We start from the raw sequence: 19,056 nt of genomic DNA, 5'->3' as shown, positions 1-19,056 counted from the left end.
CAGTTCTAAAAGTGTCATTCTGTCTTTGGCCATTGTTGTGGTTACCTCCTGAAAGTTTGTGTTGTTATTTACTTTCAAGAAACCACACAATGGCCTGCTTTTTCAATTCCAGAAATTTACACCACGTATGGGGATTCTACTCTAAAAAACTGTTCCATCTATTTCCCTTTTCTTAGTTAGTTATTACCTTATTAGAGAAGGTTAAATCCCTGAAAAACGGCCGCAGTAACCACCAAGCCAATTAAAACCCCGGTCACTAACTGTAAAGGAGTGTGTTCCCTCAACTGGTAACGAGAAATACCCAACAACGGGATGAGGGCGGCGGCAATCAACGCCGGTGGTCCGAATAGAATAACGACAGATGTAACAACACTGGTAAATAGAGACAGGTGGAAACTGGCTCGATAGCGTAAATTTATAAAAGTAATCAATAGCGCTGTTGCGCCGAGCCCGATCAAGGTAGCCATAATGCTCAAAGGAGCATTAAAAGAGTAGAGTATCAACGAGCTGGGCAGACCAAAAAGGCATACCAGAAAGAACATCTCTCTGGGTTGTTCCCTAAATAGAGAACGATGGGTCATCCTGACTCCAGTAGTGCGAGCAATTAGAACAACCCGCATCTGCATATACAGGAGGGGGAAGAAGTAGGCTGGTAATAGAGCCATTACAGTCCACTTAATCCAATCTTCCGTGTTGAAGCTCACAGCAAGCAATAGTACCACCGGGATAACTACCAAATATGGATGTAGCGCGTAAGAGACTATTTTAGCCACTTCGTCTTTTTTAACATTCAAGCCTGCCTTCGTTAAACCTCTTTTACCCCTGTCTTAATTCAACCTATTAATCCAAAGTAACCAAAATATGTCGTAAGCATTTACTTCGTAGTGATTGTTTTCTATGGGTAACAACGCAATTAACCTGGAACGGACGCTGTCTTCACAAATATATACCTTAAGAAACCAAAATATTAATCAAACCAAATCAAACTGACGGTGTTCTCAGAATATTCCAAACATCGCGGGTAAATCGGTGTAGTTTGAATAAACTGTCACGGCTCAATTGCTCTAGTGATGCTTCGTACTTTTCAGCATATTCCTGATAAACACCAAGTAATCTCTGGGTTTCATGGTCAGCAAATGATAGCCCTAAAATAAGCCCGGCTAGTACGCTCATTCGCAACTTGGTGGCCGGTGCCTTCAGAAGACTATCCAAATAGTCCTGCTGCGCTAACTCTTGTTTGGATTCTTTGAGTTTCAATAATAAAGCCGTTATAACTTCGGCGCATAGCACAAGCGATGAACGTGGTTCTGGTATTCTGTCTAGTAATTCGTTTAAGAGATCTTTATAATCATCCGTCTCTCCACTACTCAAATTGGCCAAAACGCGAGTTTTTGTATCATCCCACTCATCTTGCTCCCGTACAGTACCTGTAAGGCGAGAGAAAATCTCGATAGTTTCGGCGGTAGGAACAAAGCATACACTGGATCGCCCAGGACCAGCAGTTTCCTTAGGCGTACCGTATATAGAAGCTACCATGCCTTTCTGTTCAAGTAGTCTCAACATATCATAAGCTGTAGAGTTATTCAGGCCCAGTCGATTGGCAATGACACTATAGTGAACAGGCTCTTTCATATCCCGATAAGCATCGAGGAGCTTGCTGAGAAATATCTTTTGCCTAAATGTAAGTCTCATAATCTTAGTTATCTCCCAATTAGGCGCATTATACCTTGGAAATTTGGCATTGGAAAGTTCAACTAGCTAACAATCTTTTTATAGATGGCATGGAGGACTGAGCGGCTAGTTCGCCTTGGTGGATACATTCGCTGACTCGATTAAAATCCACCAAGTTAATGTGAGCTACCTGGGGCTCAATTATTACGTCAGCTCCAATCAAGCTGCTCTTTAATGCCTGATTACTGACAATATTAACTGTTTGGATTGCTATGCTTAGGATATTGGGGCAATTTGATCTCTTATTCTCATGATTCGCCTCAAAAGAAGTATTTTGATCTGTTGGTATGACGTTTACTGCGATAATAAAATCTGCCCCCATTTCCTTTAGGATTTTAACCGGCACCGGATCGAGCAATCCTCCATCGACCAAATACCTGCCTTCTAATTTGGTCGGCGTTAGTAATACGGGGATAGAGAAACTGGCACGCACAGCCTCTCTTACTAGCCCTCGCCTAATCACGACCTCCCGACCGGTCTCTATGTCAGTTGCCGAACAAGCAAAGGGTATCTTTAGATCTTGAAATTCAACATCACCGATTATTGATCTCAACATGTTCCCAATTTTTTGTCCACGAACCAAGCCGGATTTTGGTAAGGCTGGGTCCACCAAAAACGAAAACCTTTTTTGCCCCAGTTCTATTGCTAATCGTCTCATTCGGTCGATATCCTGCCCCTGCGCATACACAGCACCTATGAGTGATCCCATACTTATACCAGCAATCATGTCTACCGGGATCTCTTCCTTCTCTAATATTGCAAGTACGCCAATATGAGCTAGTCCTCGCGCGGCACCACTACTAAGTGCCAAACCAACTTTCCTACCCGTAATTAAACAACGCAATGAATCAGGGCTCCCATACAGTTTACTGTTTGTAATTAAATTTCCATCGCTAGAAGGAATCAATTTTATCCCTATTTAGTCTGTCATAATAAAAGTCGGAATTGTACTCGATTCATGGGGCCACTCTCCTCCCATGAATCTCTTGTGTATCGCAATCTAATAGAGGTATAATTCCAAAATAACCAAAATATATGGTAATATACTTTCAATTTGATGTCAAGCTGTTACTACCTCCAACGATAGCAAGGGGAAAACAAGAATGTGGAAATACTACGCGTTCAAGATTGCGGGATTTAGCCTGTCTCACCTTCCAAGAAGAGTTGGTTATCTTGGTGCCATTTTTATTGCGGATTTTACGTACACCTTCTTTCCGACCGTCAAGACCGGAGTCACGGATAATATGAGGCATGTATTCGGCACTAGTGTGGATGATATCATCCTAAATAAGGCTGTACGTGGTGTGCTGCGAACCACAGCAAAAAATTATTTTGACCTCATCAAATTACCACAGATGAGATTGGATAAAATCGAACAGAATATAAGCGTCCAAGGCTGGCAACACCTTACGGATGCTTTGGAACAGAAAAAAGGAGTTGTTTTAGTCACAGCTCATCTAGGAAGTTTTGATTTCACGGCACAGATATTTGCTATTCGATCGGTTAAAGTGACTGCCCTGGTAGAATCTTTGAAACCGTTACCTCTACTTAATCATATTATTGCTTTGCGGGAAAGTCATGGTGTCACTTTCGTATCAGGTCAACCGGGTATGTTGGAATCAATGATGCAACTATTACGAAACGGTGAAGCCATATCAATGGCTTGTGACCGTAATATTCAAGGAAAAGGTATTACCTCGGTCTTCTTTGGGGAAGAGGTGACATTGCCCACGATAGCCGTGAATATGGCCATGCGAACAGGGGCCGCTATTGTACCTATCTTTAACTACCGTAGTACTGATGGCAACTACATAATAAACGTAGAACCGGCGTTCAATGTCATACCTGGCGGAAACCGCGCTGTAGCAACAAATGTTGCACAGGTAGCTCGAATCATGGAAAGGCATATCAGATGTCACCCTGAGCAATGGGTCGTTCTTAAACCCATATGGCTAAAGAATAAACAAGAAACAAAAATATTCACTTAAGGGGGGAATTCAATGCCGGAGAATGTTTCCATAGACGCGTTATTGGATGAGTTAAAGATTGAGAGAGAACGTCAGGTACAGCTTATAAGAAAATTAAGGCATATATTTCTAGAATTAGATAACGCAGGCTATAAACCCTTGAAGTCATATTACAATATGTTCTCAACATGGGAACATAATTTGGCTACTTTAGAAAAACAGATAAAAAAGCTTGAATAGTACCGACGGAAATGGACCAATGAGGAAAAGGTGCCCATCGTGCCGGAGATGGTTAAAGGCGATGATTCGATTGCCGCTACCTGTGTGCAACACGGAGGATCATCCATTAACTCTGCGGGTAGGACGCGGTTCACAGTTTCGGGCGCACCGGTTCAGGGAGACCGCCCGTTTGCTCAACGTGAAACTGGAATATGCCGGTGTTAAATATCCTGAAGATAAACTGTACATTGAATCTTTCAACTCAAGCTACAAGAGGGAGGAGATATATCGCCATGAATATCAGAACTACCATGAAGCCCTGAAGGGATGGGAAGACTATCGCGATTGGGATCGAGCTGAGCGTTTGCACCAGAGTCTTGACTACCTCAGCCCACAGGCGTAAGCTCGAAAATCACAAAACACTATCTTGTTAGCGGCCTGATTTCCTCCAATTTAAAGTGGTTCACCTCAAGTCAGAATTCTGCATGCACGGAGATTATAGATGACAGTCAAGATTGTAACTGATAGCACTTCAGACCTGACACACGAGATAGCCAGCAGGCTGGGGATTACCGTCGTACCTTTGTTCGTCCATTTTGGGGCTGAGGCTTATCGGGATGGCATTGACCTTACGACTGAGGACTTCTACCGAAAACTGACGCAGTGTGAGACCTTGCCGACTACTTCGACGCCATCGCTGGGAAGCTTTGCCGAGGTCTATGACAAGCTGGCAGAGGAGACGGACGAAATTCTGGTCATCACTCTTTCCCATAAGTACAGCGCTACTTATGAGGTAGCACTGCGAGCTATAGATCAAATGAAGAAGAAGTGCCGCGTAGAAGTGGTTGATTCCCTGTGGGCTATTATGGCACTAGGATTGATAGTTGCTGCTGCCGCCAAGGCAGCTAATAGTGGGGCTAGCCTTGATGAGGTGCTTAAGCTAACCCGGAACAATATGCAGCGGGTGGATATGCGCATGGCTTTTGATACGTTGGAATATCTCAAAAGGGGAGGACGCATTGGCACTGCGCAGGCATTTTTGGGGTCTATGCTGAAGGTAAATCCCATCATTACCATAAAAGATGGCTACACTGAGGCGGTTGCCAGAACCCATTCAAGAGCCAAGGCGATAAACTACTTGTGTGATTTTGCTATGACCTTTTCTCACATTGAAGAGATAGCTGTAGAGGACGCTACCACACCGGATGAAGCGGAGCTATTGGTAGAGCGACTGAGTACCAAGTTTCCCAGGGAGCGTATCTACCGAACCAGCGTGAGCCCAGTGGTAGGGACTCATGTTGGCCCTCATGTGCTAGCGGTAAGCGTATTGGGGGATAGGTAGTAGCCACTAAGTTGAGATTATATGAGGAGGAATACTGAGGTGGTCCCGGGCTTCCTCTATCTGGGGGCCATTATCGAATGGTACAGCCGATACGTCATTTCCTGGCGGTTGTCCAATACGCTGTCTGCTGATTTCTGTGTCGAAGCATTGGAAGACGCTCTCAGCCAGTGTACGCCGGAGATATTCAATATCGACCAGGGCAGTCAATTCACCGGTGAAGCCTTTACCGGATTGCTGGCAAATCACAACGTCAGAATCAGTATGGACGGCAAGGGCAGTAATAATGATAGCCTGTTCATCGAGCGATCGTGGCATACGGTGAAATACGAGGAGGTCTATCTGAAATTATACATGGACGGGAGGGAAGCCCGTAATCATCTTGAAGATTACTGCCGTTTATATAACACGACCCGTCCGCATCAGGCGCTGGGATACAAATTTCCGGCAGAAGTCTATGCCAGGGAAGTAATCACTAGAGGCATGGTAAAATCCCGGTCGGCTGAGTCGGTTTTCCACCTTAATCTTGCTCCGATTCTGTCTAGATGATGGGGTACACCTCACAGTTCAGGCCTTTTATACTCTTCCTAGATGAGTGAGATGCCCGATGCTTAAGTATGTGCCGGCGCGTGAGACACCTACCCGAAAGTCTGGTCGCGCAAGGATAGACATGGACGACAAAAAGGAACCACTCAAATATCTAGGCAGAAGGAAACCTCAAATTCCTCCAGAGTTCTACCTATTGATACCCCGGCTCCACCAATTTTCATCTCCTGCGTCCTATCGATGGTCGACTCATGTCCTTCTGCAACAGTAATATGTTCCCCTCCTCCATTTCACTTCAAAGAACTCCAACCTGAGTTATCAAGTAGGTAGCATCCCTTCACTATTTTCATGTCACGTTCAAGTGCGTGCAATCAAGTGCATGGTAGAATAAAAGCATGAAATATGTTGTGTTGCTTCGAGGCATCAATGTTGGCGGCAAGAATATAGTATCGATGGCCAGCTTGAAAAAATTCTTGGAAGAAATGGGATTTCTCAATGTTTCAACTTATATTGCCAGTGGTAATGTGATCCTGGAATCCGACAAACCGGCTGAAGAGATAAAAGCTCATCTTGAAAAAGCTTTGCCGGAAAACTTCAAACTTGATAGCGACCTCATCAAAGTATTGGTGTTAACTCGCCATCAGCTTCAAACCGTCATCGATAACAAACCCGAAGGCTTCGGTGAGCAGCCGGAGAAGTATCATAGTGACGCAATTTTTTTGATGGGTATTGATACAACTTCAGTTATGCCTGTATTCAATCCCCGAGATGGAGTCGACAAAATTTGGCCTGGCGATGGAGTGATCTATTCACAACGCCTCAGCTCTCAGCGTACTAAAAGTCGACTTAATAAAATCATGTCATCACCGGCATATAAATCCATGACTATCCGCAATTGGAACACGACAACAAAATTGCTGGAAATCCTAAAAAGATAGACATGACTCTGATTTGATGTTCATGCCGTCACCTTCGGACAATTTCATCAACCCAAAAGACTCTGGATTTTATCCAACAATTCCTCAGGCTTGAACGGTTTGCTCACGGTAGCGTCAGCGCCAGCTTGAATTGCGGAGTCGCAGATATCGAGGTGAGCGGTTAGCGCAATGACTGGCACCCGGGTGAATTGCCGCAAGCGGGCCAGAGTTTCCAATCCGTTGTCAGGGGCCATGACGATATCCAGGAGGATGATATCGGGTTGATGTGCTTGGGCCAAATCGCAAGCGGCGCTGCCGTTGCTGGCAGTTACGACCTCATAATTTCCCATAGCCAACCCGGCGCTGACAAAACGGAGTATAGCCGGTTCATCATCGACAACAAGCACCAGTTTTTTGCCAGGCGCATCGACCATGCGGGCTCCGGCTGTATTATTTTGTAGATGGGACGACGTGTTCAGGCAGGTAGCCGGGCAGCGATATCCCGCCAGGTCTTTTTAACCGTTTCGATCAACTCATCGGGTGTAAAAGGTTTGGGCAGGAAAGGGCGGCTGGTCCCCTTGATGTAAAGCAGCAGGTCTTCGGACATCATATCGCCGGTAGTGAACATTACATGTCCGGCCAGCTCACCCCGGTTTTCAAGCATCCACTTGTATAAATCCTTACCGCTCATGGAAGGCGTCCTGATGTCTATCAGAAATAGGTCAAAATCCTGCCGCGTTATCATCTCCATCCCGATGCGCCCGTTGACGGCCAGCTCCACCGCGAAACCCTCACGCGTGAGAATACGGAGGCATACCTCCCCGATGGAAGGTTCATCCTCAACTACCAGCAGGCGCGGCTTCTGGCCGTGCGGCACTTCTATCAACAATCCCCTCCGGATTAGACGAGTAATACGGATCTAATTTGGGGCTCCGTGGGATTATGATGCTACGGAGCCCCCATTTTACATTTTATTTATTAGGGGCAGGTACCAACCGGCCATGCGGCGATCGGAACAGAGGACAAAATGGAGGTGATCGTGACAATAGAAACAACCAGCATAGTCCTGAGAGCGGTCTTCATTTTCATCTTGGCAACTCCTTTGTTTTAAGTTGCCTAATGATATAACACTGCCTCTTACCAGATTCTTACCAAACAAAAAAGGTGGTTGAAAACCACCTTATCATCCACTGCACGAGACGTTGCCACTCTCAATTGATCGATAAATTTCCGATAAGGTTCTCGATACGCGGTTCCGGTTCAGCATCTAATTCTTTCAGATTGGAAAGATAGCGTTTGTACAAGTGAGACGCTGAGAGGGAATCACCTAATGCCAAATATGCCTGAATGCCCTGGTAGTAGACCTCATCGTCGTCCCTATCGGTATCCAGCACTTTCTCCACCAACGCGACCACCTTATCCATACGTCCGCTCTTAGCGTAGTAACCAACCATCTCAAACAATAATTTAAGGTACTTGTTCTCAAGCTCAAAACGCTTCTGGTCTATCCACTCGCCGTCAAAACCTGGCATGAAGGAACCCTTGTACAATTCTGTGAGACGTTCAACGATTCTACTGCGTTCTTCCGGAGCTAATTGACTAATCCCTCTTAATTTTTCTTCAAATTCATTAACGTCATAATAGAAATCCACTTCTGGACTGAAGTAATAGCGCCCGTTCTCCTGGATGATGATACCCGGAGAAGTTGCGCGACGGGCGCGGAAAAGGTTGATGTGGAAATTGCTGGTGGCTTTGGCGGGTGGCATTTCCGGCCAGAGCTGAGAGGCTATGTCCTCAGTCGACTTGCCGGGGTTGTTCAGCAAGAAGAAGAATAACTCCTTCGCACGATTGGAACGCCATGCTTGTTCTGTTACCGCTTGTCCGTCCAGGATAACCCTTGTTTCGTTGAATCCAAAACTTTGAAGCTGAGTGAGACGAACTGGCACCGCGGTTTTTTCTCGCACCGTTGAGAATTGCTGCCGCTTTTGTTTTATACGTTCCATTAGCCGTTCAAAATAGCGGTTGCCAATATCCCTGGCCGCTGCATATTGCACTAGAAGAGTGTTCCGGCCCCCCTCGATGACCACAAAATCATCGTACCCGAGATTTTCGATATGTCCTATCATCCAGGTCAACCACTGGTTCGTGGCGTCATAGTTCTTTTGATTAAAACTGGCGATAGCATTGGCGAAGCAAGTACGAGCTAATGCATCTAAATCACCAATCTTCAAAAAATATTTATAGACTTCATTCAAAGCCATACTTGCTTCATGGTATTTGCATTGATTGTTATTAATCGTTGCAAGTTGTAGTTTGAATAACGATATTTCATACGGTTGCTTTTCTAGTTCCGCCTGTGCCAAAGCCTCTCTGGTCCAAAAATTCGCCTGGTCATAGTTACCAACGATTCGTAGCGTTTCTCCTATGCCAGCCTTAGCATATGAGACATAATTTGCTTCTTGTATTTCTCTAGCTATCGTAAGAGCTTTTTCAAAGGAGCTAATGGATCTATCGGGTTGGTCAAGATCACGATAGACCTCACCAAAGGCCAATGCGATATTTGCTTCAAATCGTCGATATCCTGCTGTCTTGGCTTTTTCCTCTGCTTCGTTCAAGGTATCGATTGTTTGTTCATACAGCCCATTTTTATGCTGGATAAAGGCAATATTACACAGCACCATTGCCAGTTTCCCGATATTCCCGGTTTTAGTGAAACCTTGTCGGGCGTATTCGTAATAAGTGGAGGCTTGAGACAAGTTCCCAAAACTTTTGTAGATACCCCCAAGACCATTGTTAACTGAGGCAAGATTGTTCTGATCAAAGACTTTGTTGAACTGCTCTTGTGCAGTTTTTAAATACCGCATTGCTAGTGCAAAATCAGCTTTATCAAAATGAAGAAAACCGAGTCGCGCAGAGATATCTCCCATGAGACCATTCTGGCTATCATTCCCCTCCAGCAACCCCGCCGCCACCTCTGCATCCAATCTGGATTGATCCCGCTGACCCAGCAGGCGGCAAGCGCTGCTTCGGGTGTACAGCGCCCTTGCTTTGGTAACTTTATCAAGGGGGCGGGTATCGTCCAGCAGAATGGTAGTGATGATCTGGCCGGCCTGGCTCGGCTCACCGGTATGGACCAGGCTTTGGGCATGCAGTAGTTCGATATCCACCGAAGAGGTTCGGATTGATTCCGGTAACCGCTCAATCCAACTGTTCAGGCTGGTCCAGCGGCCCTGGCGGAACAGTTTCTCGCCGATGCGCCGGATCAGGGCTGCCGCCGCGTCGTAATTGCGGGCGGTCAGGAAATGTTCGATGGCTGGCTCGTACTGACCCAGGGCTTCGTATTTGGCGGCGGCCTTTCCGTGAAGTCCATAGAACAGCTCTGAATCAGTCTCTTTCAGCGACGTTTGCAGGAACTCCCGGAACAACTGGTGATATTGGTAATTATCGGGCCCGGCCTCGGTGATGAACAGGCTGTTATCGACCAGTTTACGCAGCTTTTTTCGGAGGTTGGCGGTTTCCAGCACTTCGGCACAGAGGTCCGGTTCGATCACCGTGAAGGTCGATAATCCCATCAGCAGCTTTTGCGCGGCGGCGGGTTGCTGGACGAGCACTTGGCGAGTCAGGAAATCGAAGACCTGATTGCGGCCGCTGGTATTCAGGGCGTTGAAACCGTTCGGTGAATTCAAGACCAGGGAGACACCCAGCGGCCAACCGTCCATCGTCTCCACCAGTTGACGGGCGTCGGTATCGGTCAACTCCAGGGAACGACGTTCATGAGCCAACAGTTTCACTTCATCCGGGGTGAAACTCAGGTCGGCGGCGGAGAGGCAGGCGGCCTGCTGCCGGGTCAGGTGGTCGTTGATCCGGTCGAAACCGTCCGCCACGCGGGCAGACATCACCAGGTGACCGTTGTCCGGCCAGGCATCGACCAATCGGTTGATGAATTCCGATGATGGCGTCCGGGCGACGGCATGCAAGTCCTCGATGATGAGGACGAAGTAATCCGGTATCTGGCTCAGGAATTCGCCGAACATGGCAGCCAGCGCCGCCGAACCGGCGCCGGAAAGGCCCGGGGACGGCAAACGGCAACCGGGGAAGGCGTTGCCTATGACTTGTGTCAGACCTTCGTAAAGGCTGACCGGATCGCGATCACCGTCGGACAGGGAGTACCAGCACACCGGTGCTTCCAGCTCCCGCGCAAAATCGGCAAGCAGCGTGGTCTTACCGTAACCGGCCGGGGATTTGACCAGCTGGAAGTGATAACCCAGGTTGGAGTGCAGCTTATCTAGCAGGCGCCGCCGGACGACAGCGCCCCGGATCTGAGGCGTCGTTCGACCCGGCTTAGTTATCCTGGCATCTGAGATGACCATTATTTTACATTATAAGCCCATTTGGCAATTATTCGCCATAGTACTATCGTTCACCCACCCACGGCGCTTTACACGGCGGCGGCGGTGTAATAAGCTACGTTAATGAACGACGATACCCGTCCGCGACGCAATTGAAACCCGCCCACTGGAGTACCCTGACGCTGGTCGTCACTGAGACGTTGGCGGTCATTGTGGCCAGCCGGCAGTTGCGCTTCATCGAGGAAGAGAACATCGGCGTGCCGGTTGTCACCGCCGGACCGCCGCTCATCTATTTTTTTGTTGCCGTCGCCGTGATGAGCCTGGCATTGGCTTTCCTGCCGCTGGCGGCGCTCAAATTCATCGCCAAGGCGCTTTTTTTAATTCTTTACGCCTGGGGCGTTTTCGTGGTGTTGGCGCTGCCGCTGTCGGTCTATCCAGCCGCGGTTATCGCCGGCGCCGGCGCGCTGGCTTGGCTGAAGTGGCCCCGTTTATGGCTCCACAACATGCTGCTGGGAGTGGCGCTGGTGGGGTATGCCTCGGTCTTCGGCTTCCTGGTGGCGCCGATTGTCGCGCTGGTGCTCATGGCCGCCATTTCAGTTTACGACCTGGTATCGGTGCGCTCCGGCCACATGATATGGATGGTCAGCAAGCTCTCTGGCGTAAACATCGTGCCGGCATTCGTTTTCCCACTGGATGCCGCCGATTGGCGCCTGTCCATCACCGACATCAAGCTGGATGAGCCGCATGAAAAGGCGGTGTCCCTCCTGGGCGGCGGCGATATCGGCTTTTCATTGATCATGGTCGTGGCCGTGCTGACGGCGGGCGGCATCGGGGGAGCGGCGGTCATGGCCGGCTTCATGCTGGCTGGGCTTCTCTCAGTCTATTGGGTGCAGAAGATCTTCTATAAAGGCGGTCCCACCGCCGCCATGCCGCCGCTGACCGTGGCGGCAGCCGCCGGTTACGGTGTTCTGTCCCTACTGTCGATGCTCTGATCGGCACTTTTCGATAACCGGATCATGACGCCAGGCTCACCTGCACTGCCGCGCGTTCGAAGTCAGCGGCCTCCAGCAGCGGGCAAGGCCTAAACCCGGTCAAGCCCGCCAGCCAGCGGTCCGGCACTATCTCCAGTCGTGTCCGGTAGAAGGTGGCGATCTCGTTGTAATAGTCCCTTGCCAGCGCCAAGCGCTGTTCCGCCTCGGAGAGGGCACGCTGCAGAGCCAAGAAAGACTCGTTGGCTTTCATGTCGGGGTAACGTTCCACGATCACCGCCAGCCTCCCAGCCATGCCGTGGATGCCCACGGCGCCCGCCTCGATACCCTGCCGCCGGAGTTCGGTCACCAGTTGCTGTACCCCGCTTTCATGGCGGCGGAATCCCTCCACAGCCTGGACCAGGTTGGGGATGAGGTCATGCCGCCGCTTGAGTTCGACATCTATCTGCGACCACCCCTGCCCCACCCGCTGCCGGAGGTGCACCAGGCTGTTGTAGGCATTCCATATCCAGCCGATGAACGCCGCCAGGAGATACAGCCCCGCTCCGGTGAGCAGCAAGGTGCCGAGAGGAGATGGGGACAGGCTCTGGGCTTGGAACAGGGCGATGCCTCCCCCGACGATCAACAACCCCGCCGCCAGCCACAACCAGTACCACAGGCGATACCGGTCACTGTGATGTTTCTCATCCAGGGTGGAGATGAGAAAGAGCGGCGCGTTCTTGCTTTGGGCGATCTCCGCCGCCACCACATCACGGCGCTCCCGTGCCTGCCCCACCACATAGATTGTTTTATGCAGCGGAATGGCCTTCTCAGTGAAGCGGCGCCGATGGGTGGAATTGCCGATGGCTTTCTCCGGGCCTTTTCCGTAGTACAGGGCGTCATCGCGGCGGCATTCCTTGTTGAAAACAGTATCGGCGTGAATCTCGGCCCCGTCCGGCAGGACGCGGAGCAGCCCGGTGTCGTCCTTTAAATAGATAGGCACGCTTTTGGTATCCTGGGCCACCGTTTTCCAGCCGCTCTCGCTCTTAGGCCGCCCCTTGCCATCCAAGCTCATGCGGTGCCAGTGTTCTTCAACTTTGTAGCTGTAATAGACGCAACGGCTGGCGGCTAGGAAGCTTTCCAGCGGTGTCTCGCTCTCGGCAGTGCCCTTGAGTTCCGCCAGGCCGATGAAGACACCCCTGGTCCTGGAAGTCGGCGTATCGTCGATGAGGCAGCGGCGACGGTAGAAATGGAAAGCCGCCAGGAGGCAACCCAGCGCCAGCGCGGCGGTGATGACGATGATGAGGCCGTAAGGGGCGGTATCGGCGGGCATTCTCAATCCTTTACGATTTAAGGCGTTGCACGCCTTTGCCCCAGATTGTATGCCAAAGAAAAATGAGAATACAAGCCGCCGGTGCTATAATCTAGCAAAGGGATGCTAAGCGAGGTGCGCGTATGGCCCGAAAAGAATTTGATCTGAGCGGCTTCATCGCCGTAGAAGCCCGCAATGCCATGAAAGTGGAGATAGCCCGCGGCGATATTTACAGCGTGGCCGTGGAAGCCGAGGCCGAGATCATCGACGAGGTCAAGGTAGAAGTATTCGGCGATAAGCTCAAAGCGAAATTTGAGACCCGGTGGGGTCACCTGGGGCTCCTCTTGAAACAAACGCCGTCGCCCAGGCTCATCGTCACCATGCCGGAAATCAAGTCGATCGAACTGGTCGCCGCCACCCGCGGCAGCATCACCGGTTTTACCGGCATCGACAGATTCCAAGCCGAACTGGCCGGCGCCAGCAAGCTCAATGGAAATATCCAGTGCCGTGAGCTCAAGCTTGAAGGCGGTGCGGCTTCCCACTTTGAACTGTCCGGCTCCGCCGCCACCGCGGTGATTGATCTTTCCGCCGCCTCCAACGCCAACCTAGAAAACTTGACCGTGGGCGACGCAACCGCTAAATTGGTCGGCGCCGCCAGCCTGACGCTCAACATTACCGGCAAGCTGGACGCCGATATTTCCGGCGCTTCCAACCTGCGATGGCTGGGCACGCCCACGATAGGCGACCTCAAGATCACTGGTGCTTCCAGTTTCAGCCGAAAGTAAAGGTAACGCGAGATGTGGTCGCCCGTCCTGTACATTAGACGAGGTAAAAACTCCCATTTTTCATGGTGCGCCGGGTTGATTCACGGCGTATATTGAACATGAGAGGTAGAGATATGTTCAAAAAAACGATAATTCTGTTAATCGTCCTGTCCTTCTGCGTGACCGCCGCCGGCTGTTTCCCCTTCGGGAGCATCGTCGGCCGGGGCCCGGTGGAAACCCGCAACTTTGAGTTCTCCGGTTTCACCCGCATCGTCGCCGCCACCGCCTTCGATGTCGAGGTAGTGCTGTCGAGCGATTTCAGTGTCACTGTCACCACCAATGAAAACCTTTTTGAATACATGGATCTGCAGCAGAATGGCGATACCCTGACGGTGCAGTTGCGCAGCGGCAGCTACTCCTTCGCCTCTCTGAAGGCGCGCATCACCATGCCGGATCTCTTCAGCCTGGAAGTATCCGGTGCTTCCTCCGGCCAGGTCAGTGATTTCAATTTCAGCCATGCCCTGACGCTCAAAGCCAGCGGCGCCAGCAGCATCGACCTGAGTAATGTCAGGGCTGGTGATGTCGAGATGGAGATCTCCGGCGCTTCCCGTGTCAGGGGCGGCATAGAGACCGACCACGGACGCATCAACCTGAGCGGCGCCTCGACGGTTGATCTCGCCGGCAACGGCCGCAATTATGAACTGACCGCCTCCGGCGCCTCCAACGCCACCCTCCGCAACTTCACCACCGACAACACCAAGGTCGTTTTCTCCGGCGCGTCTTCCGGTTCGGTAAATTCCGATGGACAACTCGACGTCAGTCTGTCCGGCGCCTCATCCCTCCGCTACTTCGGCAACCCCACCGTCGGCGACGTCGATGTCAGCGGCGGCTCTTCATTCAGCAGAGGATGACCGGATGAATACCCAAATTCAAATTTACCAAACGTTACTGAAATTTGAAATCTGTTTGGAACTTTGAGGTTGTTGAATAATTCATACCAGTCCACCCTCGACTGGCTCTACAACTTCGTCGATTACGAATCCGTCGCCCGCCCCCGCGACCCTTCCCGCTATGACCTGCGGCGGGTCAGCCTGTTGCTGGAAAAGCTCGGACACCCCCACCTGAAAGCCAGAACCGTCCATATCGCCGGCAGCAAAGGCAAAGGCTCCACCGCGGCCATGGTCTTCTCCGCCCTGCGGCAGGCCGGTTTCAAAACAGGCCTCTACACCTCACCCCACCTCATCGAAACGACCGAACGCTTCAAGATCGGCGGCCGGGATATCACCGAAGCCGAATTCACCGCGCTGGTGGAAACACTGAAACCGCTGGTGCTGGCCATCAACGTCGAGGCAAGATACGGCCTGCTGACCACCTTCGAGATCATGACCGTCCTGGCCTTCGCCTTCTTCGCGGAACAGAACGTTGAATGGCAGGTCATCGAGGTCGGCCTCGGCGGCCGTCTGGACGCCACCAATGTCGTATCTCCTGAAGTTTCCGTGATCACCACCATCAACCTGGAGCACACCGAGGTGCTGGGCAACACTCTGCCGGAGATCGCCGCGGAGAAAGCCGGCATCGTCAAGCCCGGAGTGCCGGTGGTCACCGCGCCGCAGCCGAAAGAAGTGATGAATGTCATCGAAGCCGCCTGCCGTCGCCGAGGCTCACCGCTGCGCCGAGCCGACATGACAGTCGTCTCCCCATCACGCTGGGAGGACGTGCGTCAGCTTTTCAGCATCGGCGGCCGCCTGGCTCGCTATGATATCGACCTGCCGCTCCTGGCCACCTACCAGCGGCTCAACGCCACGGTGGCGGTGGCGGCTCTGGAAACGCTCATCGAACATGGTGCGGCCATCGAAAAAGATCACATCGAACGCGGTTTGGCTGAAACCGTCTGGCCGGGCCGTTTTCAGATCGTCCGAAGGGATCCGCTGGTCATCCTGGACGGCGCCCACAATCCCGCGGCGGCGCGGGAACTGGTGGATTCGCTTCATGCCATCCTGCCGGAACGGCCGCACCCGGCGGTGCTGGTCATCGGCGCCTCGTCGGACAAGGACATTTACGGCATGGCCGATATCCTGCGGCCGGAATTTAGCGAGGTGGTGGTGACCAAAGCTCGTCACCCCCGGTCGATGGACACCAAACAGGTAGGTCGCTCGTTCGAAATGCGCGGCATGGCCGTCAATTACACGTCGTCGGTGGCCGAGGCGTTAGCCCTGGGGGTGAAGCTGGCGGGAAGCGACGGCCTGGTGTGTGTCACCGGGTCGCTCTTCGTGGTGGGTGAAGCACTGGCTTCAATCTCGCAGTGACACCGCCGTCAGACCATACCTCTGCATACATCCTGTCCGATTAGGGGCATTCCCACCCCGCCACCACCCCCGACGCCCACGCCCAGCCCAGGTTGTAACCGCCGCGCTGTCCGTCCACGTCCAGCACCTCACCGGCAAAATAAACGCCGTCGATAAGCTTCGACTCCAGCGTTCCGGGCTTGATCTCGTCGGCGGCGACGCCGCCGCTGGTGAATTCCGCCTCGTTCCAGCCGCGGGTGCCGGAAACCTTGAAGCGCCGGTCTTTAATCGCCCTCACCGCCAGGTCCAGGTTGCCCTGTTCGAACACTTCCTTGAAGGCGGCGCCGAACTTGTTGGGCAGGATACCTGTCAGCATGTCCTCCGAAGCCATGTCCATCTGTCGCCGTCTTTCGAGTTCTTTTCTCAGGGCCACCCGCTCCATGAAAGGCGCCAGATCGACGGCCACTTCGATGTCTGTCTCGTGGCGCCGGTTCAAGGCGATCGAAATCGCCTCGCTGATGTCCAGAATGCAGGTGCCGGAAAGACCGTATTTGGTGAAAAGGAGTTCGCTGCTGACCGCCTCTCCCGGCCGGCTTTCTATGACACCGCGGGCAGAGGCGAAGATGCGCTGGCCCTGCAGCAGGTGGCACAGGTTGTCCTTGACCACCAGCGGCACCGTTGACGGCACCGGTTCGACGATGCTGTGACCCAATTGCCGCGCAAGCGTGAAACCGCTGCCGTCGGCGCCGAAGGAAGGGTAGGATTTACCGCCCCCGGTGAGGATGACTTTTTGGCACTCGATCCGCTGCCCCTTCTTCGAGGTGACGAACAATCCGTCCCGACTGCGCATTATGGCAGTGCAATCGAAGTCGTATTCCACCGGCACGCCGAGGCGCTTAAGTTCGATCTCCAGCACCCTGAGCACCGAGGCCGCCTGGTTCGTCCGGGGGAATATCCGCCCGTCCTGTGAATAAGTCTCCAGCCCCAGGCTCTTGAAGAAATCCAGTACTTCCGCTTTGCCGAACCTGTCGAACACCGAACGGACCAGACCGCGGGCGGCGGCGTTGTAATGTGTTTCGTCGAGATTGACGTTCAGCAGGTTGCAGCGGCCGTTGCCGGTGGCCAGTATTTTCTTACCCAGGTACGGCGTCTTTTCACAGAGCGTAACACTGCCGCCCCGCCGCGCGGTGCTGATAGCAGCGCAGATACCCGCGGCTCCGCCCCCGATTATAACTGTCAGATCTTTTTGCATATCAAAACCGTCTTTGCGTCACAGCCGTAGGGGCGAGGCATGCCTCGCCCGTCCCAATCACCGCCCGCGCCGTATCGCCATGAAAACACACTGATTTCTCATACAGGGGTTAGACGACGCAGGGACACGGCGTGCTGTGTCCTCCCAGTTCGTCACTGCAGGGGCGATGGCAACGCCTCTCCCTCGGGGTGGCGGGGCGTCCCCCAAAATAATCTTTGCGGCTAAAACTTGGTAACGCGCGCCTCTTCCGGCAGCATCTCGCCCAGGATCTTCTCCATCGCCATGGTGTGGCAGCAGCGGCCCCAGGTGACGAAGAAATCGCAGTTACAATGCCATTCGCCGTTCTTCAAAGCCGTGGAATGAATATCGTTTTCACCGCGGAACTGAACACTTAGTTCGGTGAAGGAGATACGGTCGGGTTCCTGGGCGTAGCGGTGGGCTTTCTCGATCTTACCGATTAAGCTGGATTGCATTTTACCCCTCCTCAAACCTTGTTGAATAAATTAAAAAGCACCGCCGCGTTATACGCGTCAGTGCTTTAGCACCCTTTTTTCCGGGGGCTAACTACTCGCATGGTCGCAAATACCTCAGAATTTGTCTCACGTCTCTATTCTACCCCTCCCCGGCGGCTAAGTCTATAGGTTTTTTTAGTTATTTTTTATTATGTTGCCTGTTTTGCCCGGCCGCGATGAATATCCTACAATACGGCCATGAAAGCTCTGGTACAGCGGGTCAGCCGGGCGCAAGTCAGTGTCGATGGAGAGATCATCGGCAGCATCGGCTACGGTCTTCTGGCCCTTGTCGGCATCGCCGAGGGTGACGGCAGGGCGGACATCGACTACCTGGTGAACAAAGTGGTCAACCTGCGTGTTTTCGCCGATGCCGATGGCAAATTCAACCTCTCGCTCCTGGATATCGGCGGCGAGTTGCTGCTCATCAGCCAGTTCACCCTCATCGCCGACACCCGCAAAGGCCGCCGCCCCAGCTTCACCGGCGCCGCGCCGCCGGAAGCAGCCGAAACCCTGTTCAACGAATTCGTCGCCGAGGCCGAGAAGACCGGCGTCCCCGTGGCCACCGGCCGTTTCCAGGCGCACATGCAGGTGGAACTGGTCAACGACGGTCCGGTGACCGTCATGCTCGACTCCCGAGACCGCCTCCTGCCCCGCTAGCCTTAACGGTTTTTCCCCCCCCCCAAACTGAAAGCTGACGGCTGATAGCTTACAGCTGATATATATTTTCCAAACCTGCCAAAATCCCATTGACAAACCGCCATTCCCGGCCTTATTCTATATACTGCGATTAGTAAAGATAGAACAGGAGTATCTTGTTGAGTCAAGAAGAGGGATCCGCTATGCCTCGCCGCCGGGGCGCTCAACCCGGCAATCAGAACGCCCGCACCCACGGTTT

Annotated in this window: 20 protein-coding genes and 1 pseudogene; 12 read left to right on the top strand and 9 right to left on the bottom strand. The window is 52.2% G+C overall.

All coding sequences use genetic code 11. From position 1 onward, the window contains the following. Positions 1–191: 191 nt before the first annotated feature. The 3 genes from ABFB09_RS09035 to ABFB09_RS09025 all read right to left on the bottom strand — a co-directional run bounded on the left by ABFB09_RS09035 (position 192) and on the right by ABFB09_RS09025 (position 2,542). A complete protein-coding gene (locus ABFB09_RS09035) occupies positions 192–794 on the bottom strand; it encodes a hypothetical protein (RefSeq protein ID WP_347001171.1) in 603 nt (200 codons plus the stop codon). Positions 795–981: 187 nt separating this feature from the next. After that, positions 982–1,692 carry a helix-turn-helix domain-containing protein gene (locus ABFB09_RS09030; RefSeq protein ID WP_347001170.1) on the bottom strand — a complete coding sequence of 237 codons (711 nt, stop codon included), beginning with the start codon at positions 1,690–1,692 and terminating at the stop codon, positions 982–984. A gap of 58 nt (positions 1,693–1,750) precedes the next feature. After that, positions 1,751–2,542, bottom strand: coding sequence for a patatin-like phospholipase family protein (locus ABFB09_RS09025; protein ID WP_347001169.1), 792 nt, complete (start codon positions 2,540–2,542; stop codon positions 1,751–1,753). 292 nt (positions 2,543–2,834) lie between these two features. On the opposite strand from ABFB09_RS09025, the gene ABFB09_RS09020 reads away from it, so the two are divergent. The 6 genes and pseudogenes from ABFB09_RS09020 (at position 2,835) to ABFB09_RS08995 (ending at position 6,740) form a co-directional block, all read left to right on the top strand. Beyond that, positions 2,835–3,719 carry a lysophospholipid acyltransferase family protein gene (locus ABFB09_RS09020; protein ID WP_347001168.1) on the top strand — a complete coding sequence of 295 codons (885 nt, stop codon included), beginning with the start codon at positions 2,835–2,837 and terminating at the stop codon, positions 3,717–3,719. Positions 3,720–3,731: 12 nt separating this feature from the next. Continuing rightward, positions 3,732–3,938: a hypothetical protein gene (locus tag ABFB09_RS09015; RefSeq protein ID WP_347001167.1), complete on the top strand. Its 207-nt coding sequence runs from the start codon at positions 3,732–3,734 to the stop codon at positions 3,936–3,938. A 178-nt stretch (positions 3,939–4,116) separates the two neighbouring features. Beyond that, positions 4,117–4,320 carry an integrase core domain-containing protein gene (locus tag ABFB09_RS09010; protein ID WP_347001173.1) on the top strand — a complete coding sequence of 68 codons (204 nt, stop codon included), beginning with the start codon at positions 4,117–4,119 and terminating at the stop codon, positions 4,318–4,320. A 99-nt stretch (positions 4,321–4,419) separates the two neighbouring features. After that, positions 4,420–5,259, top strand: coding sequence for a DegV family protein (locus ABFB09_RS09005; RefSeq protein WP_347001166.1), 840 nt, complete (start codon positions 4,420–4,422; stop codon positions 5,257–5,259). 48 nt (positions 5,260–5,307) lie between these two features. Continuing rightward, positions 5,308–5,805 (top strand): annotated as a pseudogene (locus tag ABFB09_RS09000) (integrase core domain-containing protein); the annotation flags it as partial. A 392-nt stretch (positions 5,806–6,197) separates the two neighbouring features. Beyond that, a complete protein-coding gene (locus tag ABFB09_RS08995; protein WP_347001165.1) occupies positions 6,198–6,740 on the top strand; it encodes a DUF1697 domain-containing protein in 543 nt (180 codons plus the stop codon). Between the two features lie 47 nt (positions 6,741–6,787). Here ABFB09_RS08995 and ABFB09_RS08990 read toward each other — a convergent pair whose 3' ends face one another. From ABFB09_RS08990 to ABFB09_RS08980, 3 genes are all read right to left on the bottom strand, one after another. Then, on the bottom strand, positions 6,788–7,153 hold the full coding sequence (locus ABFB09_RS08990; RefSeq protein ID WP_347001164.1) for a response regulator: 366 nt from the start codon (positions 7,151–7,153) through the stop codon (positions 6,788–6,790). Between the two features lie 41 nt (positions 7,154–7,194). Beyond that, positions 7,195–7,596 carry a response regulator gene (locus ABFB09_RS08985; RefSeq protein ID WP_347001172.1) on the bottom strand — a complete coding sequence of 134 codons (402 nt, stop codon included), beginning with the start codon at positions 7,594–7,596 and terminating at the stop codon, positions 7,195–7,197. A gap of 334 nt (positions 7,597–7,930) precedes the next feature. After that, a complete protein-coding gene (locus ABFB09_RS08980) occupies positions 7,931–10,696 on the bottom strand; it encodes a BTAD domain-containing putative transcriptional regulator (protein ID WP_347001163.1) in 2,766 nt (921 codons plus the stop codon). On the opposite strand from ABFB09_RS08980, the gene ABFB09_RS08975 reads away from it, so the two are divergent. Then, entirely contained in the window at positions 10,691–11,008 is a 318-nt protein-coding gene (locus ABFB09_RS08975; RefSeq protein WP_347001162.1) for a hypothetical protein, read from the top strand. The genes ABFB09_RS08980 and ABFB09_RS08975 overlap by 6 nt on opposite strands. A gap of 212 nt (positions 11,009–11,220) precedes the next feature. Beyond that, positions 11,221–12,060 (top strand): hypothetical protein, encoded by an 840-nt coding sequence (locus ABFB09_RS08970; RefSeq protein ID WP_347001161.1) that lies wholly within the window; start codon positions 11,221–11,223, stop codon positions 12,058–12,060. 22 nt (positions 12,061–12,082) lie between these two features. Here the strand turns inward: ABFB09_RS08970 and ABFB09_RS08965 are convergent, their stop codons facing one another. Then, entirely contained in the window at positions 12,083–13,369 is a 1,287-nt protein-coding gene (locus ABFB09_RS08965; protein WP_347001160.1) for a LemA family protein, read from the bottom strand. A 122-nt stretch (positions 13,370–13,491) separates the two neighbouring features. Here ABFB09_RS08965 and ABFB09_RS08960 point away from each other — a divergent pair, with 122 nt between their 5' ends. The 3 genes from ABFB09_RS08960 (at position 13,492) to ABFB09_RS08950 (ending at position 16,418) form a co-directional block, all read left to right on the top strand. Beyond that, entirely contained in the window at positions 13,492–14,133 is a 642-nt protein-coding gene (locus ABFB09_RS08960) for a head GIN domain-containing protein (RefSeq protein WP_347001159.1), read from the top strand. 113 nt (positions 14,134–14,246) lie between these two features. Continuing rightward, positions 14,247–15,023: a head GIN domain-containing protein gene (locus tag ABFB09_RS08955; RefSeq protein WP_347001158.1), complete on the top strand. Its 777-nt coding sequence runs from the start codon at positions 14,247–14,249 to the stop codon at positions 15,021–15,023. 72 nt (positions 15,024–15,095) lie between these two features. Then, positions 15,096–16,418 carry a folylpolyglutamate synthase/dihydrofolate synthase family protein gene (locus tag ABFB09_RS08950; RefSeq protein ID WP_347001157.1) on the top strand — a complete coding sequence of 441 codons (1,323 nt, stop codon included), beginning with the start codon at positions 15,096–15,098 and terminating at the stop codon, positions 16,416–16,418. Positions 16,419–16,458: 40 nt separating this feature from the next. Here ABFB09_RS08950 and ABFB09_RS08945 read toward each other — a convergent pair whose 3' ends face one another. Next, entirely contained in the window at positions 16,459–17,649 is a 1,191-nt protein-coding gene (locus ABFB09_RS08945; RefSeq protein WP_347001156.1) for an aminoacetone oxidase family FAD-binding enzyme, read from the bottom strand. Positions 17,650–17,870: 221 nt separating this feature from the next. Beyond that, positions 17,871–18,122 (bottom strand): hypothetical protein, encoded by a 252-nt coding sequence (locus ABFB09_RS08940; RefSeq protein WP_347001155.1) that lies wholly within the window; start codon positions 18,120–18,122, stop codon positions 17,871–17,873. A 237-nt stretch (positions 18,123–18,359) separates the two neighbouring features. On the opposite strand from ABFB09_RS08940, the gene dtd reads away from it, so the two are divergent. Beyond that, positions 18,360–18,818 carry a D-aminoacyl-tRNA deacylase gene (dtd, locus tag ABFB09_RS08935; RefSeq protein ID WP_347001154.1) on the top strand — a complete coding sequence of 153 codons (459 nt, stop codon included), beginning with the start codon at positions 18,360–18,362 and terminating at the stop codon, positions 18,816–18,818. Positions 18,819–19,056 lie beyond the last annotated feature (238 nt).

It is taken from the genome of Dehalogenimonas sp. THU2 (assembly GCF_039749495.1).
Lineage (GTDB): Bacteria > Chloroflexota > Dehalococcoidia > Dehalococcoidales > Dehalococcoidaceae > Dehalogenimonas.
Note: the sequence above shows the minus strand (reverse complement) of the source record. Positions and strands in the feature narration are given on the sequence as shown.